Origin of the sequence: Streptomyces sp. NPDC007863, from assembly GCF_040633895.1 — a bacterium.
Lineage (GTDB): Bacteria > Actinomycetota > Actinomycetes > Streptomycetales > Streptomycetaceae > Streptomyces.
The window spans coordinates 122,568-141,505 of sequence record NZ_JBEYEI010000019.1 but is presented as its reverse complement, the minus strand read 5'-3'; the positions used below and the strand labels follow the sequence as shown (position 1 = coordinate 141,505).

Sequence of the window (18,938 nt, the reverse complement as noted above, 5' to 3'; positions counted from 1 at the left end):
GGTCGCTGTCGGTGCCGTCGATGTCCTCGTCACGCTCAGGCACCACACCACGCGGCGGTGGCCGCGATGTCGACGTCGGCCGCGAGGGCGGCGGGGTCGGTGCTCCACAGCAGGGCCGAGACCCCGAGTGCGCCCGACGTCCCCGTGTGGATCTCCTGGGCGGCCTTCCTGACGTGGACGAGCCGCTCGCCGCGCATCGGCGGTGTGCCGCGGTAGCGCTCCCCCGGCATGACGGGCACCCACACCCACGCGGCCTGCACGCCCGTGGGCTCCGGTTCCGGCACCGGCAGACCGGCCTGGAGGGCGAGGTTGACCTCTTCGAGGTTCACGCCGGCGTGCAGCCGGGCGAGCTCGGACACGAGGGCGCCCGGGGCCCGGGCGGCGACCTCGACGACCACCAGTTCGTCCTTGGCGTCGACGGCGAACTCGGTGTGCACCACGAACGCGCCTTCGCCGCCGAGCGCGGCGACCACGGCATTGTTGAGCTCCTGGGCGCGCCGGGCCAGCGTGCTGTCGTGGGGGACGGTCCAGCCTCCCAGGCGGCGGCCGGAGGGCAGGTCGAGCAGCGGCCCGAGGTAGCTGCCTGTCTGGACCGGGGTCGTCGTGCCCCCGGTCACCACGCTGTTCACATGGTGGAAGGTTCCGTCGAGGTACTCCTCGACCTGCCAGCCGGGCTCCCCCCAGTGCTGTGTCAGCCAGCCGCGGAGCTCCGCCTCGGTCCGCAGGATGCTCACGCCCCTGGAGTTCGCCTCCCTGCGCGGCTTGGCCACGACGGGCAGGCCCAGACGGGCGACGATCGCCTCGTACGCGGCGCCGGGCTCTCCGTCGGGGAGGGGCAGGAACCCCGGTACGCGGACCCCGGCCGCGTGAAGGCGCGCCTTCATGAGGACCTTGTCGATGTAGTGCTCGGGGCGGGCCGGGTGCCGGGCGGCCAGTCCGAACTCCCGGCGCAGCTCCGCGCAGGAGATGAGGCAGTACTCGTCGTTGGTGACGATCTCCACCGGGCGCGTGCCGGCGCCGTCCCTGATCGCCTCGGCCCACGCGGTGCGCGGGGCCCGGCGCACTCTCGGGGCCGGGCCCGGGGCGTCCTCGCGCAGCACCGCGTCGTCCTCGGCGTCGGTGAGGACCATCGTGTCCCACTCGTCCGCCGGAAAGACGGTCGCGACGTCGGTGGTGAGCGGCTGGCGCGAGTGCAGGATCACCGCGAGGGGACGTGCGGGGGCCGGTGCCGCCGGCAGGGGGGAGTCGATGCCTGTCATGCCTTGCCCCTCGTGGATGCGCCGCTGACTGCGGCGCGTGCGCGGATGTCTTCGGTGGGCGCGACGGCCCCTGGCACGGTGCTTCCGGGATCCCGCAGCGCCTGCCAGATCGCCGCGAAGTCGTCGATGAAGGCGCTGTCGCTGCCGCGGCTGCGCCAGGCCACATGGGGCGAGAGCCGGACGGTGGGGAGGTGGCGCAGCGGATGGTCCTCGGGCAGCGGCTCCGGGTCCGTGACGTCGAGCGTCGCGAACATCCTTTCCGCGGCGCAGAGTTCGGTGAGCGCGTCCTGGTCGAGGATGTCCGCGCGGGAGATGTTGACGAGGTGGAGACCGGGGCGGGCCCGGGAGAGGGCGCGCCGGTCGAAGAGGCGGACGGTGTCGCCGGTCAGCGGCAGTGCCACGACCAGGTGGTCGACGTCCAGCACCCTGTCGAGGTCGGTGGTCTGCGCGATGCGCTCGCGGGTCACGTCGTCCGGTCGGCGGCGCAGGACGGTCACGTCCGCCCCCAACGCGGCGAAGGTGTGCGCCAGGCGCCGTCCCACGGCGCCCCAGCCCGCGACGCCGACCCTGGCGCCCCACAGGCCGGCGCCTCCGCCGGTGCTTCCGCCGGCCGGGACGGGCGGGGCGTCGGGAGCCGGTGTGGCCCGGGTGTCCCGTTCGCCCCAGGGGGCTCCCCCGCGCCACTCGTGGCTCAGCACCGCGTGCAGGGAGTATTCGGCGAGCGGTGCCGCGTAACACCGCCAACTGCGGGTGAGGAGCGTGGTCGTCGGCCACGCGTCGAGGTCGATGAAGTCGCTGCCGGCCGAAGTCAGGTGCACCCAGGACCAGTTCGCGGCGGTCAGGATCGTGTTCCGCCGGGCCGCGGAGAGTTCATGGGGGGCCATCAGCAGGATGGCGCCGTCCTGCGGGGCGTTTCGCCAGGAGCGGTGCCGGAACGACGCGCCGAACAGCCGCCCGAGGGTGGGCAGGGTCAGGCGCCGTAACTCGTCGGAAAGGGCCTCGTGCAGCGCCGGCCGAGGAGCGGGGGCGGGGAGGTCGGCCAAGGACGTCGGTAAGTGGTCGACGTTGATGATTCCCCCTAAACCAGTACCAGAGCGCCCGATCGGCGCATCCTCCGACTTTTCTCTCCGGAAAACACCGGGAGCAGTAAAACACCCGCTCTGGCCGGAGGCAAGCAAATTGATCCACCCGAGCACCGGACGCGTCGTGCGTATTTCCGGTCCCCGAGGAGGGGATCTCGCGACCGCGAGAAGAGCACGCGGAACACAGCAGAGATCTCACAAACCTGGACATTCGGGCACGCCGGCCGGCGAATCGCCCCAGGCGGCCACTCGCAGTGTGGAGCCACTTTCCTCCCGAGGCAACGGAAGCGCCGTGTGGCATGGATCACTGCGCAAGATCATGCGGATTTGCTTAACTGATACGGCACTTGGGGAGGGTTCCCCTGTCGTGGAGCACGAAATCTCGCAGCGAACCCTGAATGAGATCTCACACCCCCCTTTGTGTTTTCCCTCGCGAGCAGAAGGGGCTACGACGTCGTGCCGAACGAGTTAGAAGTCTGCAAACGCCTGTTAGCGAACGCCGTGGGCGCACCCGTACGGTTCGTCCACGAAGGTGCGGCGGGCCGCGGACAACTCGGGCATGTGCCGCCCTTTGCGGTCACGACCACAGCAAAGACACTGCGGGAACACGGCACCACAGTCGCCCCAGGTAAACGACGAACCGCCGTCGCGCACGAATACCGCACCTTTCCGGCAGCTCCAGGGGCATATCCGAGAGCGCGGAGCGAAACGCTCCGGCACCCCTCGACCACCTTCACCGCGAGGCACTCGCGAAAACTCACCGGCGCTCTGCCGGCACACGAATTCGGCGACACCGCGGATATAAAGTCCGGCCGATTCGCCGATCCACGCAAGGACCGCGCGCTCGATTCCTCCGTGCTCGTCCTGCACCCGCCCATCGAATACGCGCGGCGCCGGAGGCTCTGCCCACTCCATCCCGGCACAGGAACCTCCGCGACGAAAGTCGCCACGCCGAATGGGCGTACGTCCGACGGCGGCGGCGAGCCCCGGCCGGAGGTCGCACCGTGACCCATCCCGCCCTCCTCGTCGACGGAGTCGGCCGCGACTACGCCGACAAGAAGCACGTCGTCACCGCCCTGTCGGAGGTGTCCTTCCGCGTCGGCCCCGGTGAGGTCGTCGGCCTGCTGGGGATCAACGGAGCCGGCAAGACGACCCTGCTCCGCATCATCGCCACCCTGCTGACGCCCACGCGTGGCCGGGTCCTGGTGGACGGCGTCGACGTGGAGGCCGATCCGCGCGAAGCCCGCAGGCATCTGTCGGTGGTCTTCGGCGGGGACCGCGGCCTCTATCCGAGACTGTCCGCGCTCGACAACGCCCTGCTGTTCGGGTCCCTCGGCGGCGTGCCCTCCAGGGACCTGGAGAAGTCCGCGCGGAGCGCGCTGACTTCGGTGGGGCTGCTCGACGTGGCCGGCCGGCCGGTGAACACCTTCAGCAAGGGCATGAAGCAGCGGCTGCACCTCGCGGTGGGACTCATGGCCAGGCCGAGCCTGGTCATGCTGGACGAACCGACCGTGGGCGTCGACCCGCTGGAGACCGAACGGCTCCGCTCGGCCGTGGCGAAACTGCCGGGCGAAGGCATCGGCGTGCTGCTCACGAGCCACAACCTGCAGGACATCGAGCGGCTCGCCTCCCGTGTCGTCATGCTGCGGGACGGGCGGGTGACCCACGATCTTCCCCTCAACGACCTCGTGGAGCAGAACGGGGGCGGAACCGTCGTGACGGTGCTGTCCAGCGAGCCCTGTCCCATCGCCGCGGGAACGGCGCAGGTGTCGGGCATCCGCGTGCTGGCCGCCACGTACGCGCCCGAGGACGGCGTGTGGCGCACGGAGTTCGAAGTCGCCGCATGGACCGCGGGATCCCTCCGGGCCCTGGCCGAGTGGTGGCCGCCGGGCGCCGTCAAGGACGTCCGCGTACAGCCCGTCGGACTGGAGCAGGTGTTCGGCCGTCTCGCCGGGGCCACCGCGGGAGAGCCCCGATGACCGGCCTCACGCAACGGCGCGCGGCGCCCACCGGCCCGGCCGGAGGCGGATTCCGCGCGTGGCTCTCGGCCCTCGGGCACAGCATGCGCTTCCAGCTCAGGCAGCAGCACATCCTGAGCGCCGTCATCCCCGGATGCGTCGTCCCGGCAACCCTCTGCGTCGCCACGCTGCTCGCCCGTACCCCGGACTCCCTGCTCAGCGCCGAAGAGATCCAGCTGGGCTGCGGCGTGCTGGCCCTGTGGAGCTGTGCGATCTGGCAGACCGGCCTGATCCTGCGCGAGGAGCTGCGGCACGGAACGCTGCCCGGCATCCTCACCCGGCCGACCGGCCTGGGCACGGTGCTCGCCGGCAAGACCATCGGCACCGCCGTCCGGTGCGCCCTGCTGATCGTCGTGACCATCGGGACCGTCGGCCTGCTGGTGGGCACCCCCCTGCGGATCGCGCGTCCCGTCGCCTTCGTCCTGGCCGCCGTCGCCACGTTCGGCTCGGCGCTGGTGCTCGGCATGCTGCTCAGCTGTCTCTTCCTGCTGACGCCGGCCGCGATGCGGATCGCCGAAGCCCTCGTCTACCCGATGTCCCTGCTCGGCGGAATGATCGTCCCGGTGGACATGCTGCCCGTCTGGCTGCGCCACGTGCCGGACGTCGTCTCGCTGCGCTGGGCGACCGAGCTGCTGACCGCGGCCGCGACGGGCCGGTCCCAGAGCATGGCCGCGTGGGGGCTGCTGTGCGCCACCACGGCCGGGTACGCGCTGCTGGCCCGGTGGTCCTTCAGGACCGTTCTGCTGCGGGCGCGAGAGCGAGGCACCCTTGCCCTCTCGTGAGCGCTTCGCGGGGCTCCCGGTGGTGGCGCGAGCCGCCCGGCGGGACTACTTCGCCGTGTACCCGGTCAGGACGCTCCTGACGTCCAGCGTGCCGCGCGTGGTGCTGCAGCCGCTGTTCCTCGCCTACCTGGGCTATGTGACCGGCGGCCTCGAAGGGCGGCGGTTCGCCCTCGTCGGCGCCTGCGCCTACATCGTGTCGCTGGCCACCGTGGTCAAGGCGGCCGACGCCCTGACCGACGATCTGGCCGAGGGGACCCTGTACCGCGTCCGGATGAGCCGTCCGGGGCTGGCTCTCGTCCAGCTGACCCGGTGCTGGATCTACTTCGTGGAGGCGGTGGCCTCCGCGGTGGTGGCGATCGTCGGCGTGTGCGCCTTCTTCGGAGAGTGGAGCCTCATGGCGTCGCTGCTCCAGGGCACGCCGATCCTGGTCGTCACGGCACTGAGCACCACCGCGTTCGGACTCGCGGTCACCGCCGTGGCCGCCCTGCATCCGGCGTCGGCCGTGCTCACCAACCTCGCGGTGTACGTGCTGCTGGTCATGGCCGGCGTCATCGCGCCGCTCAGCCGGTTGCCGTGGCCCCTGCGGTGGGTGTCGGAGGTGCTGCCCGTGACGCATGGCGCGGACGCGCTGCGCGCCTTCGCCGACGGCCGGGACTGGGCGGTGAGCGCGCTGCTGGAGCTGCTGGTCGCCGGCGGCTGGCTCGTCGTCGGCCTGATGCTGCTGAAGCGCAATGACAGCAAGGCGAGAAGGCTGGCGAGCGATGGCGGTTGAGGCCCCGCTCCGGCGGCCGTACGGCCCGCCTCGTACCGCCCTTCCCGAGCTCGTCGCTCCGCACTGCCGCATGACCTCACCGAAAGGACTGTGATGGCCGGCTCGACGTCCGCCGCACGGGGCGCGATCCTCCGCGGCCCCGACCGGGAATGCCCCGCGCCCTGGGGCGTACCCGGACTGATCCGGGACGTCTCCACCGCCCGGCCGGAGGCCGTCGCGCTCGTCGACGGCGAGGGTGCCGTCACCTACGCGGAGCTGGAGACGGCGTCCGACACGGTTGCCCGGCGCCTCGTCGAGGCCGGCGGCCGCCCCGGTGACGTCGTCGCCGTGTGCGTGCCCCGCGGCCGGCACCTGATCTTCGCGCTGCTCGGCGCGCTGAAGGCCGGGATGCCCTACCTTCCGCTGGCCCCCGAGGACCCCGAGGAGCGGCGGGCCCGCATCCTGGGCAGTTCCCGGGCCGGCATCGTGCTGGTCGCCGGGCAGGGCGCGGACGAGCCCGGACCGTGGCAGGACGCCGGCGCGCGCGTGCTGCGGGTGGACACCCCGGCCTCCCCACCCGGCGCCGTACCACCGGAACGCCGGCTGCCCCTGCGCCGGGTCGCCGACGACCACCCGGCCTATGTGCTGTACACCTCGGGGTCGACCGGAGAGCCGAAGGGCGTCGTCGTCCCCTCGCTGGCGCTCTGCAACCGGCTGGTGTGGATGCGCGAGACGTACGAGTTCGCGCCGAGCGACCGCGTTCTGCAGAAGACCCCCGCCACCTTCGACGTCTCGGGGTGGGAGTTCTTCGGTCCGCTCGTCTCCGGAGCCACCGAGGTGCTCATGGCCCCGGAGGCCCACCGCGACCCCGGTGAGGTCGTCGACTGCATCCGCCGGCACCAGGTGACGGTCTGCCACTTCGTCCCGTCCATGCTGGAGGAGTTCCTCCGCTGGCCGGGAGCGGAGCGGTGCGACTCGCTGCGCGCGGTGATGTGCAGCGGAGAGGCGCTGAGCCCCGGTCTGGTGCGCCGCTTCCGGTCGGTCCTCGACGCCGGTCTGCACAACCTCTACGGACCGACCGAGGCGGCGATCGACGTCACGGCCTGGGAGTGCCCCCGGCAGGCCGACGACCTGGAGACGGTCCTGATCGGCGGTCCGATCGACAACTGCACGCTCGTCGTCCTCGACGACGAGATGCGACCGGTGGCCGAGGGGGACGTCGGTCAGCTCGCGATCGGCGGGCTGCCGCTCGCGCTCGGCTACCTGCACCGGCCCGACCTGACCGACGCGTCCTTCGTCGACGCCCCGGACTGGTGCCCCGTGCCCCGGCTCTATCTGACCGGAGACCTGGTACGCCGCCACGGCGACGCCCTGGAGTACCTGGGGCGCAGGGACCACCAGGTGAAGATCCGCGGCCGGCGCGTCGAGCTGCGCGAGACGGAGGACGTGCTGCGGGACCTCGACACGGTCCGCGACGCCGCCGTGGTCGCCGCACCCGGCCCGGACGGCGCCCTGGTCGTGTGCGCGTTCATCGTGCCGGCACCGGGAACCACCGTGGACGAGGAGTACTCCCGCGCGGTGCGCGAGCGCGCGGCCCGGGCGCTGCCCGAGGCGTTCGTACCCACCCTGGTCCTCGGCGCCGAGTCCCTTCCCCTCACCAGCAGCGGCAAGCAGGACCAACGGGCCCTGAAAGCGCGTGCCCAGGAGCGGCTGGCCGGCCTGGCCGGACCTGTTCCGGAGACGGCGGCCGACGAACTCGCCGGGTTCTGGCGGGAGGCGGTCGGCGGCGCCGGCGGAGACGAGGCGGCGGGGTTCCTCGATGCCGGAGGGCACAGCCTGGCCGCGGCCCGGCTCGCCGGCCGGATCCTGGGCCGGTGGGCAGTCCGGCTCCCGCTGTCGGTGTTCCTGCGCGACAACGTGTCGCTGGAGGGGCTGCGCGCCCGGATCCCCGAGACGCCCTCACCGCGGTCCCCGAGGCGCGCGGTCCGGGCGTCCGGCGACACCCTGCCGGTCTCGCCCGAGCAGCAGCGCCTGTGGCTGTGGCAGCAGGTCCATCCGCGCTCCCCCGCCTACAACGTGGTGGGTGTGCTCCACGTGGCGGGACGGATCGACCCCGTGGCCCTGCGGGAGGCCTGTGCCGATCTGGTCGCCCGGCACGAATCGCTGCGCACCGTCGTCGAACGGTCCCCCTCGGGTGCCCTGTCGCAGCGCGTGCTGCCGCCACCGGGTCCGCCGTCGTTCACGGAACGGGCGATCGAGAGGGACGACCCCGCCGCGGTGCGGGCGTTCGTCGACGAAGTCGCGGGGATCCCGTTCCCCGCCGACCGGCTGCCTCGCCTGGCCGTCGGGCTGCTGCACGTCGACGGCGACGGCTCGGGGCCGCCGACCTCACGGCTCGTGCTCTCCGTCGACCACCTCTTCTCCGACCAGCGCTCCTTGGACCTCCTCCAGCGGGATCTCGCCGCCCTGTACGCGGCCAGGGTCGCCGGCGCCGTCGCGGACCTGCCGCCGGTCGTGCAGTTCCGGGACGCACTCGCCGTGGAGCCGGCCGAGGACGACGGGGCGGCGGAGGACGACGGGCCGGCCGAGCACGACGGGGCGGCCGCTCGGAAGGCCGACGACCTGGCGTTCTGGAGCGAGCGGCTGACCGGCGCACCCCAGCGGCTGGATCTTCCGCACCGCAAGCCGCGCCCCGGCCTGCCCGGTCACCGCGGAGCCGAGGCCGTCGTCGACCTGGACCGGCGGACGAGCCTGGACCTGGACCGGGTGTGCCGCGACGAACGCGTCACCGTCGCCACGCTGTTCCTGAGCGCGTACGCGCGGGTCCTCGCCGCCTGGAGCGCCCAGGCCAGTGTGCTCGTGGGTGTCCCGATGTCCGGGCGGGAGACGGACGAGCAGCACGAGGCGGTCGGCTTCTTCATGCGGACGGTCCCCGTCCGCCTCGACGTCCCCGCCGGGGCGGACACCCGGGACGTGCTGCCCTCGGTGGCCGAGGCCGTCGTCACCGCGTCCGAGCACATGGCGCCGACGTTCGAGGAGATCGTCGCGCGGGTGGCCGTGGACCGGTCTCCGGACACCCATCCGCTGTTCCAGGTCTGGTTCAACGACCTGACGCAGGCCACGCCTCCCACCGGCTTCGCGGGCCTTGCCGCCGTTCCCGAGGAGCCGGAGACCCGCTGGTCCCTGTTCGATCTGGGGCTGTACCTCTCCCGCCGGCCCGACGGGGGCTACCGTCTGCGCCTCGCCTACGCCGAGGACTTCTGGGACGCCGAGACGGCACACGACTTCCTGGCGGGATGCCGGGACGCGGTGCTGTCCCCGCCGGCCCCGGCGCCATCGGGCCCCGCGTCCGCCTCCGAGCCTCCGCTGCCGCTCGAAGCGTCCCCCGTCAGGCGGACGTGCGCCGACCTGGTGCGCGCCGTGCTGAGCCGGGCGGAGCGCACCCCGCTGCGGCCGGCCCTGGTGAGCGGCGGCCGTACGGTCAGCTACGGCGCGCTCGCGTCCCGGGTGCGCCGGGTCGGTGCTCTGGTGCGTACGCGTACCGAGCCCGGGCGGCCGGTCGCCGTGCTGGCCCGGCGCGACGCCGGGCTGCCGGCGGCGGTCCTGGGGAGCTGGCACGCCGGGCGACCGGTGCTCCTGGTCGACGCGGAGGCTCCCGCCGCGTGGCGCGAGCAGGTGCTCTCGACGGCGGACGTCTCGCTGGTGCTCACCACGGACGCCTCCGCCGTGCCCGGGTTCGACTGCGAGCAGGTCGACGGACCCGCGGTGGCAGGCGGCGAACCCTCCCTCGTACAGGAGGAGTTCGCGCCGGACTCGCCCGGGCACCTGCTGGTCACCTCGGGCACCTCGGGGCGGCCCGCGGTGGTCGTCCTGCCGGCCGACGCCCTTCCCGAGGCACTGGACTGGTACGGCCGCGAACTGGGGCTCGGCGACGACGACGTGTTCTGCCTCAGCACACCGCCGGCCCACGATCCCGTCCTGCGGTCCCTGCTGCTGCCCCTGACGCTCGGGGCGAGCGTCCACATCCCGGGGCCCGGTCAGGCCGAGCGGCCGGAGGAGCTGCTGGACCTGCTGGAGCACTCGGGGACCACCGTCCTGCACCTGACGCCCTCTCAGGCGACGATTCTCGCGGCCGTCGCGGGCGAGCGCGCCCTGCCCGCCCTGCGCTCCGTGGTCTTCCACGGCGAGCCGCTCCATGACGCCTGCGCCGAGAGGACGTCCGCCCTGGCGCCCGGCGCCGCCCTCTTCAACCTGTACGGAAGCACGGAGACCCCGCAGGCCAGCAGTCTCCACCGGTGGTCCCGGCCCGCCCGGGCGGCGACGGCCGGGGCACGCGGAAGCGTGCCGATCGGACGCGGCGTGCCGCACCGGCGGCTGGACGTCGTCTCCCCCGCGGGGCGCACGGCGCTCACCGGCGAGGTGGGCGAGGTCGTCGTGACCGGACGCGGACTCGCCCTGGGGTACGCGGGCGATCCCGGCCGGCTCGCCCGGCCCGCGCCCGTCGCCGACGGCGTCAGGCGGTATGCCACCGGGGACCTGGCGCGCCGGGACCGCCACGGCGTGGTGACCCTCCTGGGCCGGACGGACCGTCAGATCTCGCTCGGTGGCTACCGGATCGAGCTCGACGAGGTGGAGGGGGCGATCGGCCGGCTGCGCGGCGTACGGCGCTGCGCCGTGGCCACCGACCCCGCACGACCCGACAGCCTGATCGCCTGGGTCGTGGGAGAGGGGCTGGGGACGGACGACGAACTCGGCGCCGCCCTCGCCCGTCTCGTACCCCGGTGGCAGCAGCCGTCGCGCTGGATCCGCGTGCCCGGGCTCCCGTTGACCCCCAACGGCAAGGCGGACATCGCCGCGCTGCTGCGGCAGGCCGCCGAACAGCGCGCCGACCGGTCCACGGAAACGGCCTCGCTGCCGGCGGAGGAGCTGACCCGGCTGATCGTCGACAGGGCGCGCGCCCTGTGCCCCGACGGCGAACTCCTGACCGCCGACACGGTCTTCTTCGACGCCGGAATGGTCTCGATGACGTTGTTCCGCCTGTTCCACACCCTGACCACGGCGGACGGCCTCGGTCTCACGCTGGCCGACGTGTTCCGCTTCCCCACCCCCCGGTCCCTGGCCGCGCATCTCGGCTCAGGGCCCCCCTCCCCCGCAGTCGCCCCGTCGCCCCGTCGCCCCGCGTCCGCGGCGTCGGCCGCATCGGCCGCCGCCGAGCGGGCCGCACGCCGGGCCGCACGCCGGGCACTGCCCAGATCCGGCCGGGCTTCCGTGGACGAGACGGCCGCCACGCCCCACCGCATGAAGAGGACACCGAACCATGAGCAGTGAGGCCATCGCGATCATCGGCCTGTCCGTGCGCGTGCCCGACGCCGGTGACGCCGAGGCGTTCTGGGACAACCTTCTGTCGGGCAGGGACAGCATCCACCGGCTCAGCGAGGCACAGCTGCTGGCCGCGGGCGAGGACCCGGAACTGCTCAAGGACCCGCACTACATCAGGGCGCGGCCGCTCCTCGACGACGTGGGGGGCTTCGACAACCGCTTCTTCGGCATCTCGCCGCGCGAGAGCGAGCTGCGCAATCCGCAGCACCGGCTGTTCCTCGAACTGTGCTCGACCGCCCTGCAGCACGCGGGCGTGGAACCCACCCTGTACGACGGGGAGATCGGCGTGTACGGCGGTTGCGCCAGCGACCGGTACGTGGACGACCACATCAAGGCCGACCCGGAACTCCTCGCCCAGGTCGGCGAGATGGTGGCCCTGGTCTCCAACAACATCGACTATCTCGCCACGTACACCTCCTACCGCCTCGGCCTGGGCGGCCCGAGCCTGTCGGTCCGCACGGCCTGCTCCACGTCCCTGGTCGCCACCCACCTGGCGTGTCAGGCACTGCGGCTCGGGGACTGTGACATCGCGCTGGCCGGCGGGGTCGAGATCGAGACCCCGTACGGCCGCGGCTACCGCCACGTGGGCGGTGGCATCGACTCGGCCGACGGGCACTGCCGCCCGCTGGACTCCGAGGCGAGCGGGACGGTCTTCGGCAGCGGCGGCGGGGTGGTCGTGCTCAAGCGGCTCGCCGACGCGCTGGAGGACGGCGACCCGGTCTACGCGGTGATCAAGGGCTCCGCGATCAACAACGACGGTGCCGAGCGCCCCGGGTTCACCGCTCCGAGCTCCCAGGGCCAGAGCCGGGCGATCGCGGAGGCGCTCGCGGTCGCGGACGTGGACCCGGCCACGGTGTCGTACGTCGAACTGCACGGCACGGGCACGCAGATGGGCGATCCGATCGAGATCCACGGGCTCGACGAGGCCATGCGGGCGGTCGCCGAGGGCGAACTCCCGCCCGGCAGCTGCGCGATCGGCTCGGTGAAGTCGAACCTGGGCCATCTCGGGCCCGCGTCCGGCATCGTCGGCGTGATCAAGACGGTCCTCGCCCTGCACCGGGAGAAGATCCCGCCCACCATCAACGTGCGCACCCCCAACCCCCAACTCCACCTGGAGAGGACGCCGTTCAGGATCGCCGACTCCGTACTCGACTGGCCGCGGCAGGACGGGGCGCCGCGCCGCGCCGGGGTGAGCTCCTTCGGCTTCGGCGGCACCAACGCCCACGTGGTGCTGGAGGAAGGCCCGCTGCCGGCGCCCGCAGAGCCGCGGGGGGAGCGCGCGGAGCTGCTCGTGTGGAGCGCGGTCGACGAGACGGCCGGCGCGGAGCTGCGCGCCCGGCTGGCGGCGACGCTCGGCACCCTGCCCGACGGATCCGCCGCCGACATCGCGTTCACGTCACAGGCCGGGCGGCGCGCGCTTCCCGTCCGCGCGGCGCTGCGCTTCTCGCGGCCGGGCGAGGCCGCACGGGTCCTCGCCGATCCCGCGGCGCCGCTCACGGCCCGGTCGGACGGCACCCGCCGCCTTCCCGTGTTCGCGTTCCCGGGCCAGGGTTCCCAGCATCCACGGGCCGCCGTCGGGCTCGCCGCCGCGGTTCCCGCCTTCGACCACCACATCCGCGAGTGCCTGGCCCTGTTCTCCGACGCCCTGGGCATCGACATGGTGCGGGTGTGGCAGGAGGAGTCCGATCCCGAGGTCGTCGCGCGCACCGTTCACGCCCAGCCGTTGCTGTTCTCGGTCGAGTACGCCCTGGCCAAGACGCTCGGCACGTTCGGGGTCGAGCCCTCGGCCCTGATCGGGCACAGCGTGGGCGAGGTCGTCGCGGCCACGCTGGGCGGTGTCTTCTCGCTGCCGGACGCGGTCCGGTTCATCGCCCGCCGCGGTGAACTCATGCAGAGCATGCCGTCCGGCCGGATGCTCGCCGTGGCCGCGACCGAGGACGCGGTGCGCGCGCTGCTCACCGCGGACGTCGCGGTCGCGGCCGTCAACGGTCACCAGCAGGTGGTCGTGGGAGGTCCGGCCGACGCCGTCGACGGATTCCGGACCCTCCTGGGCGAGCACGGCATCCAGGCACGGCCGCTGCCCACCTCCCATGCCTTCCACACGCCGATGATGGCGCCCGCCGTGGACGAACTCACCGATCTGCTGGCGGAGTTCACGCTGCGCGCGCCCCGGATTCCGGTGATCTCCGCCGCCTCGGGACGTCCGCTCGACACGGCCGACGCCACCTCGCCCCGCTTCTGGGCCGAGCAGCTGGTCGAGCCGGTGCTGTTCGCGCACGCCCTGGACGCCCTGGCCGAGCAGGCCCCCACGTGTGTGGTGGAGGTGGGTCCGGGACAGACCCTGACCAGTCTGATCCGGCGGAGCGCGGCCATGCGCGCGGGCGGGCACCGCACCACCGCCTGTCTGCCGCGCTTCACCGGGGAGGCGGAGCGGGACGAGGACTGGCCCACGCTGCTCGGCGCGCTCGCCGAGGTGTGGTGCCACGGGACGGACCTCGCGTGGGACGGACTGCCCCGTCCGGCGGACACGCACCGCGTGGCCCTGCCCGCCTATCCGTACCAGCGCAAGGACTACTGGCTCCCCTACGTGGGCCAGGGACAGCGGCCCGCCACGGCCACGGACGAGCGCGCACCCGTCGTCGACGGCCCCGCGCCGGCGGCGGCCGTCGAGCCCGAGTCCGCAGCGCCGGTACCGGTACCGCCCGGCGGCCCGGTGATCGCACTGCCCGGCTGGAGCCCGGACGGCGTCGTGACCGCCGCCGCGCGCACGACACCGGGGAGCAGGGGGACCGCCGTGGTGCTGACGCCGGCCGATCCGGTCATGGCCCGGCAGCTGTCGACCGCCGTCCAGCTCGCGGGGTTCCGGACGGTCACGGTGGACGTGGGTGACACGTACCGGGCTTCCGACTACCGGGGAAGCGTGCGCCGCGGCCGTCCGGAGGACCTCACCGCCTTCCTCGACCGGCTGGCCGCGCGATCGGTCGAGGTGAGCATGCTGGTGCACGGCCGCGCGTACGCCGCCGTCGAGCCCGGGCAGCCGTCCGACGCCCCCACGGCGTTCGACGACGCGGTGTGGTCGTTCGTCGAGCTGTTCCAGGCCGCGGCACCGCGCAGGGGCACGGACGGCCGGGCTCTCCCCGTCGTGGCGGTGACCCGGTCCGCGGTCGGCGTCACGGGGGCCGAGCCCCTGTCCCCCGCGCGGGCCGCCGCCACCGCCCTGGTGCGCTCGGCGGCGCTGGAGTCGGGCGTGGGACAGGTGCGTCTGATCGACGCCGCCGGAGTGACGGCGGGCACCCTCGCCGCCGAACTCGCCGGCCCGGCCACGCGGGACACGGTCGTGGCGCTGCGCGGCAACCGCCGGTGGCTGCCCGACCGGTCGGAGATCGCGTTCGACGGCCCGGTGGGAGCCCTCCTGGAGGAGCGGGGCGTCTACCTGGTCACCGGCGGCTTCGGCGCGATCGGTCTCGCCGTGGCGGAAGCGCTGGCCCACAGCGGGCTGTCGCCGCGCCTCGCGCTGCTGAGCAGGAAGGCCGACGACGCCCACGCGGTCGAGCGGGTGGCCCCGCGCCTGGCGGCCATGGAGGCGGCCGGCGCCGAGATCACGCTGCACGCCGCCGACGTCTCCGACGCCGCGGCCGTGCGGCGCGTCTTCGACGACCTGCGGAGCCGGTACGGAGCCGTGCACGGGATCCTGCACACGGCGGGCATCGCAGGGGGCGGGCTGCTGCGCTCCCGGCGCCGGGAGGACATGGAGGACGTGCTGCGGGCCAAGGTGACCGGCACGCTGGTCCTCCGGGAACTCGCGGCCCGGTCACCGGGCGTGCGGTTCCTGATGCTCTTCTCCAGCAGGGCCGCGCTCAACGGTCTGCTGGGCAGCGCCGACTACGCGGCGGCCAACGCGTTCATGGACGCGGTGGCCCTCACCTCCCCGCCGGACGCGCCGCCGACCGTCAGCGTCGACTGGCCGGCCTGGCACGGCGTGGGCATGGCCGCTCCGCCCTCGGTCACCGAGCCGGGCCAGGACGGACCGGCGGCGGACGGCGTCCTCTGGGACACCGTCGTCTCCCCCGGCGACTGGGTGGTCGACGAGCACCGTCTGGCGGGCAGGCCGCTGCTGCCCGGGGCCGCCTACTTCGACCTGCTCGTGCGGGCGGTGCGCGAGGCGGCCGGCGCGGACGATCTCGACCCCGTCGTCATCGAGGACCTGGTCCTCAGCGAGCCGCTGTACGTGGAGCGCGCGGCCCGGCTGACCGTCGAGCTGGTGCCCGCCGGCGCGGACGGCTGGCGGGCCACGGTGCGTTCCTCGTACCCCGCCGAGGACGGCGCACGGACCGCCCCGCGCGAGACGGTGCACGCGCACGCCCGTGTGACGGTCGACCCCGCGCTGAGCGACACCCGGCGGGTCGCGGACCTGGCCGAGGCCGCCAGGGGGTGGCCCGCCGTCCCGCCCGGTGCTCCCGACGGGGCGGAGACGGACTTCTCCTTCGGCGAGCGCTTCGCCTGCGTGCGCGAGGCGCTCCGGGAGACGGACGTCACGGTGGGACGCCTCGCGCTGGCCGCCGAGCACCTGGAGGACCTCCACGTGCACGCGGTCCATCCGGCGCTCCTCGACCGGTCCCTGGCGCTGAACCTCCCGGCCGGTGACCACGTGCCCTTCACCTGCCGCAGGGCGGTCGTGTACGGCGAGGTCCCCGGCGAGCTGATGGTCCGCATGGTGCGCCGGCCCGAGCGGTCCGGCCGCTCCACGGTCGACGCCGAGCTGTACGACATGCTGGGGCGGGCCGTCGTCACCGTGGACGGCTACACGAAGATCAAGGCGGGGTCCGGCCAGGGCGTCGGCGCGCCGACCGCCGTGCCGGATCCGGCGCGGGGCCGGGAGTCGGACGACGCGCGAGACGAGGCTCCGGCGATCGGCCTGACCTCGGGCGTCACCCTGGACGAGGGCATCACCACCCTCATGCGCCTGCTGACCGACTCCGTGCCGCCCCAGGTGGCGGTCGTACCCGCCGTGGAGTGGACTCCCGCGGACCGGGGCCCTGCCCTACGCCCCGCCCCTGAGCCGGTGGAGCCCGCTCCCGCCCCGCGCCCGGCGGCGGCGGCGCGTCCGGCGGCGCGCGAGGCCACGCCCGCGACCGGCGCGGTCGCGCCGGTGGAGGCGGCGGGGGCGGACGACGCGCTGGCCCAGACGGTGCGCCTGTTCGCCGAGACGCTCGGGCTCTCCGAGATCAAGCCCGACGACGACTTCTTCAGCGTGGGCGGTGACTCCCTCACCGCGGTCCAGTTCGTCTCCAGGCTCCAGGACAGGTTCGGCGTGCGCATGGGAGTCGCCGACCTCTTCGACGCCCCCACTCCCCAGGCGCTGGCCGCGATGATCGAGGCCGCGTCGGAGCAGCGAGGTACCACGTCATGAACCGGTCCCCCCTCGCCGGCGTCCCCGCGGGGAGCGTCTCGGAATCGACCTGGCGGGCGTCCCTGGGCCAGGAGCGCCACTGGGCCTATCAACAGCGCTTCCCGCGGTCGGCGGCGTTCAACGTGCCGATCGCCGTGCTCCTGCGCGGCCCCGTGGACCTGGATCTCCTGGAGCGCGCCCTGCGGTCCGTGGTGGCCCGGCACGAGTCGCTGCGCGCCTCCTTCCGGGAGTCCGGCGGCGGGTTGCTGGCCCGGCTGCTGCCGCCGGACACCGTGCCGGTGCGCCGGCACGACCTGCGCCCTCTGCCGCCGGCCGAGCGGCTGGCGCGGCTTCGGGAGGTGGGTTCCGCGGAGGCCGCCAGGCCCTTCGATCTGTCGGCGGAGCCCACCACCCGCGCCCATGTCGTGATCCTGGGCGCGGAGGAGACGGTGGTCGTGGTGAACTTCCACCACATCGCCTTCGACGGCTGGTCCTCTCCGGTGTTCTTCGACGACCTGGACGCGCAGTACCGGGCGCTGTCCGCCGGCTCCGCGCACCCCCCGCTCCCGCGCGACCGGTACGTGGACTTCGCGCTCTGGCAGCGCCGGAGGATCGAGCGAGGCGTCCATCAGGGCCAGCTCGACCACTGGCGGGAGAGTCTGGCCTCCCCTCCGGAGGCCCTGCCCTGGCCGGAGGGCGACCGGGATCCGGAGGCTCCGTGGTGGGCGGGTGACATGGCCTGGCTCGGGCTGCCGCAGCAGTTGGTCGGCGACGCCCGGACGGCGGCCCGCGCCTGCGGCACGTCCTTCTTCGTCCTGGGACTCGCGGTCTATCAGCTGGCGCTCCGGCGGCTGACCGGCCGCGACCGGCTGGCCGTCGGCACACCGTTCGCGGGGCGCACCGCGTCGCGGTGGGACGACGTGGTGGGCTTCTTCGTGAACACCATGGTCATGCCCTATGTGTTCGACCCCGAGGTGACGGTGGGTCAGCTGATTCGGGACACGCACGGGAAGGTGATGCTGGCCCACGAGAACCAGGACCTTCCCTATGGCGTGCTCCTCGACCGGCTGGCACCGCCCGTGGAGCCCGAGCGCACGCCCTACTTCCAGACGATGTTCATCCTGCAGAACACCCCCGCGCCGAAGCGGAGCCTCGGTGACGCGACGCTGGCCACCAACAAGCTGGTGACCGGCTCCGCGCGGTACGACATCACGTTCTCACTGGGGTGGCGGCGTGGCGAACTGGCCCTGGAGCTGGAGAACCGGCCGCGGCTCGTGGGCCAGGACACCGCGATCCGGCTCGCGCGGGACTTCTTCGGGCTGCTGGCCGCGGCGACGGCGGATCTGACCACCCCCGTGGGCGAGTTGGAGCCGCTCGCCGTGCCGCTGACGGTGCATCGGCGGGGCGATCTGCGGCCGGGAGTGGACGGACTGTTCCACGGCATCATCGGTGACTGGAGGGCGGCGCGGTGAGTCACGTGGCGGACGGGCACGCGCCCGTGGACTTCGCGGGGAAGGTCGCGCTGGTCACCGGAGGGGCTTCCGGGATCGGGCTGGCCACGGCCCGGGCCTTCGCCCGGCGGGGCGCTTCCGTCGTCGTGGCCGGCCGCACCCCGGAGACGCTGGACCGCGCCGCGCGAACCATCGGAGCGGAAGGGGGCGAGGTCACGGCGGTCCCCTGCGACGTCCGGTCCGAGGAGCAGGTGGACCGGCTGATCGCACGGACCGTGTCCGTCTACGGCGGCCTCGACATCGCTTTCAACAACGCCGGAGTGTCACTGGTCGGCTCCCTCACCACCATGACGCCCGCCGAGTGGGACGAGGTCGTCTCCACCAATCTGACCGGCACCTACCTGCTGATGCGCGGGGAGCTCCGCGAAATGGTCGAACGGGGCGGCGGCGTCATCGTCAACAACGCGTCGAACGCGGCCCACATGACCCTTCCGACGATGGCCGCCTACTCCGCCTCCAAGGCCGCCGTGCTGTCCCTGACCCGGGCCGCGGCCAAGGAGTTCGTCTCGCGGGGAGTGCGCGTCAACGCGATCTCGCCGGGCCCGGTCGACACCCCGATGTGGTCGACGCGTCCCGGCGAGAGCCGGGAGGACAGGCACCGGCGCATGGCCGCGGCCGGACCCTCCGGGAAGGTGGGGACCGCGGAGGAGATCGCCGAGCTGGTCGTCTGGCTCGCCTCACCACAGGCCGCCTACATCGCGGGACACGACCTTGTCGTCGACGGCGCGATGAGCTCCTGACACCCCACGGAATCACGCGACAACGGA

The 18,938-nt window shown here is 73.6% G+C and carries 9 protein-coding genes; 7 read left to right on the top strand and 2 right to left on the bottom strand.

Features of this window, described 5'->3' with window-relative positions:
- Positions 1-35: 35 nt before the first annotated feature.
- Both ABZ621_RS27840 and ABZ621_RS27835 read right to left on the bottom strand, forming a co-directional pair.
- Positions 36-1,259, bottom strand: a complete 1,224-nt coding sequence (locus ABZ621_RS27840; RefSeq protein ID WP_360609169.1) for a hypothetical protein — start codon at positions 1,257-1,259, stop codon at positions 36-38.
- Positions 1,256-2,302, bottom strand: coding sequence for an NAD(P)-dependent oxidoreductase (locus tag ABZ621_RS27835; RefSeq protein ID WP_360609168.1), 1,047 nt, complete (start codon positions 2,300-2,302; stop codon positions 1,256-1,258). Before ABZ621_RS27835 ends, ABZ621_RS27840 begins: the two co-directional genes overlap by 4 nt.
- A gap of 1,043 nt (positions 2,303-3,345) precedes the next feature.
- On the opposite strand from ABZ621_RS27835, the gene ABZ621_RS27830 reads away from it, so the two are divergent.
- The 7 genes from ABZ621_RS27830 (at position 3,346) to ABZ621_RS27800 (ending at position 18,911) form a co-directional block, all read left to right on the top strand.
- Entirely contained in the window at positions 3,346-4,320 is a 975-nt protein-coding gene (locus tag ABZ621_RS27830; RefSeq protein WP_360609167.1) for an ABC transporter ATP-binding protein, read from the top strand.
- On the top strand, positions 4,317-5,141 hold the full coding sequence (locus tag ABZ621_RS27825; protein WP_360609166.1) for an ABC transporter permease: 825 nt from the start codon (positions 4,317-4,319) through the stop codon (positions 5,139-5,141). The genes ABZ621_RS27830 and ABZ621_RS27825 overlap by 4 nt, the downstream gene beginning before the upstream one ends.
- The gene (locus ABZ621_RS27820; protein WP_360609165.1) at positions 5,128-5,913 is read left to right on the top strand and encodes an ABC transporter permease; all 786 of its coding nucleotides are present in this window, start codon (positions 5,128-5,130) and stop codon (positions 5,911-5,913) included. The genes ABZ621_RS27825 and ABZ621_RS27820 overlap by 14 nt, the downstream gene beginning before the upstream one ends.
- Positions 5,914-6,006: 93 nt before the next feature.
- Positions 6,007-11,220: an amino acid adenylation domain-containing protein gene (locus tag ABZ621_RS27815; protein WP_360609164.1), complete on the top strand. Its 5,214-nt coding sequence runs from the start codon at positions 6,007-6,009 to the stop codon at positions 11,218-11,220.
- Positions 11,210-16,681 carry an SDR family oxidoreductase gene (locus ABZ621_RS27810; RefSeq protein ID WP_360609163.1) on the top strand — a complete coding sequence of 1,824 codons (5,472 nt, stop codon included), beginning with the start codon at positions 11,210-11,212 and terminating at the stop codon, positions 16,679-16,681. The genes ABZ621_RS27815 and ABZ621_RS27810 overlap by 11 nt, the downstream gene beginning before the upstream one ends.
- The gene (locus ABZ621_RS27805; RefSeq protein ID WP_360609162.1) at positions 16,678-18,132 is read left to right on the top strand and encodes a condensation domain-containing protein; all 1,455 of its coding nucleotides are present in this window, start codon (positions 16,678-16,680) and stop codon (positions 18,130-18,132) included. Before ABZ621_RS27810 ends, ABZ621_RS27805 begins: the two co-directional genes overlap by 4 nt.
- Complete coding sequence (locus ABZ621_RS27800; RefSeq protein ID WP_360609161.1) at positions 18,129-18,911, top strand: SDR family oxidoreductase; 783 nt, start codon at positions 18,129-18,131, stop codon at positions 18,909-18,911. The genes ABZ621_RS27805 and ABZ621_RS27800 overlap by 4 nt, the downstream gene beginning before the upstream one ends.
- Positions 18,912-18,938 lie beyond the last annotated feature (27 nt).

Bases quoted from the DNA above. Each gene is read 5' to 3' on its own strand.
- ABZ621_RS27840 (WP_360609169.1), bottom strand. From the start codon at position 1,259: ATGACAGGCATCGACTCCCCCCTGCCGGCGGCACCGGCCCCCGCACGT.
- ABZ621_RS27825 (WP_360609166.1), top strand. From the start codon at position 4,317: ATGACCGGCCTCACGCAACGGCGCGCGGCGCCCACCGGCCCGGCCGGA.
- ABZ621_RS27815 (WP_360609164.1), top strand. From the start codon at position 6,007: ATGGCCGGCTCGACGTCCGCCGCACGGGGCGCGATCCTCCGCGGCCCC.
- ABZ621_RS27810 (WP_360609163.1), top strand. From the start codon at position 11,210: ATGAGCAGTGAGGCCATCGCGATCATCGGCCTGTCCGTGCGCGTGCCC.
- ABZ621_RS27805 (WP_360609162.1), top strand. From the start codon at position 16,678: ATGAACCGGTCCCCCCTCGCCGGCGTCCCCGCGGGGAGCGTCTCGGAA.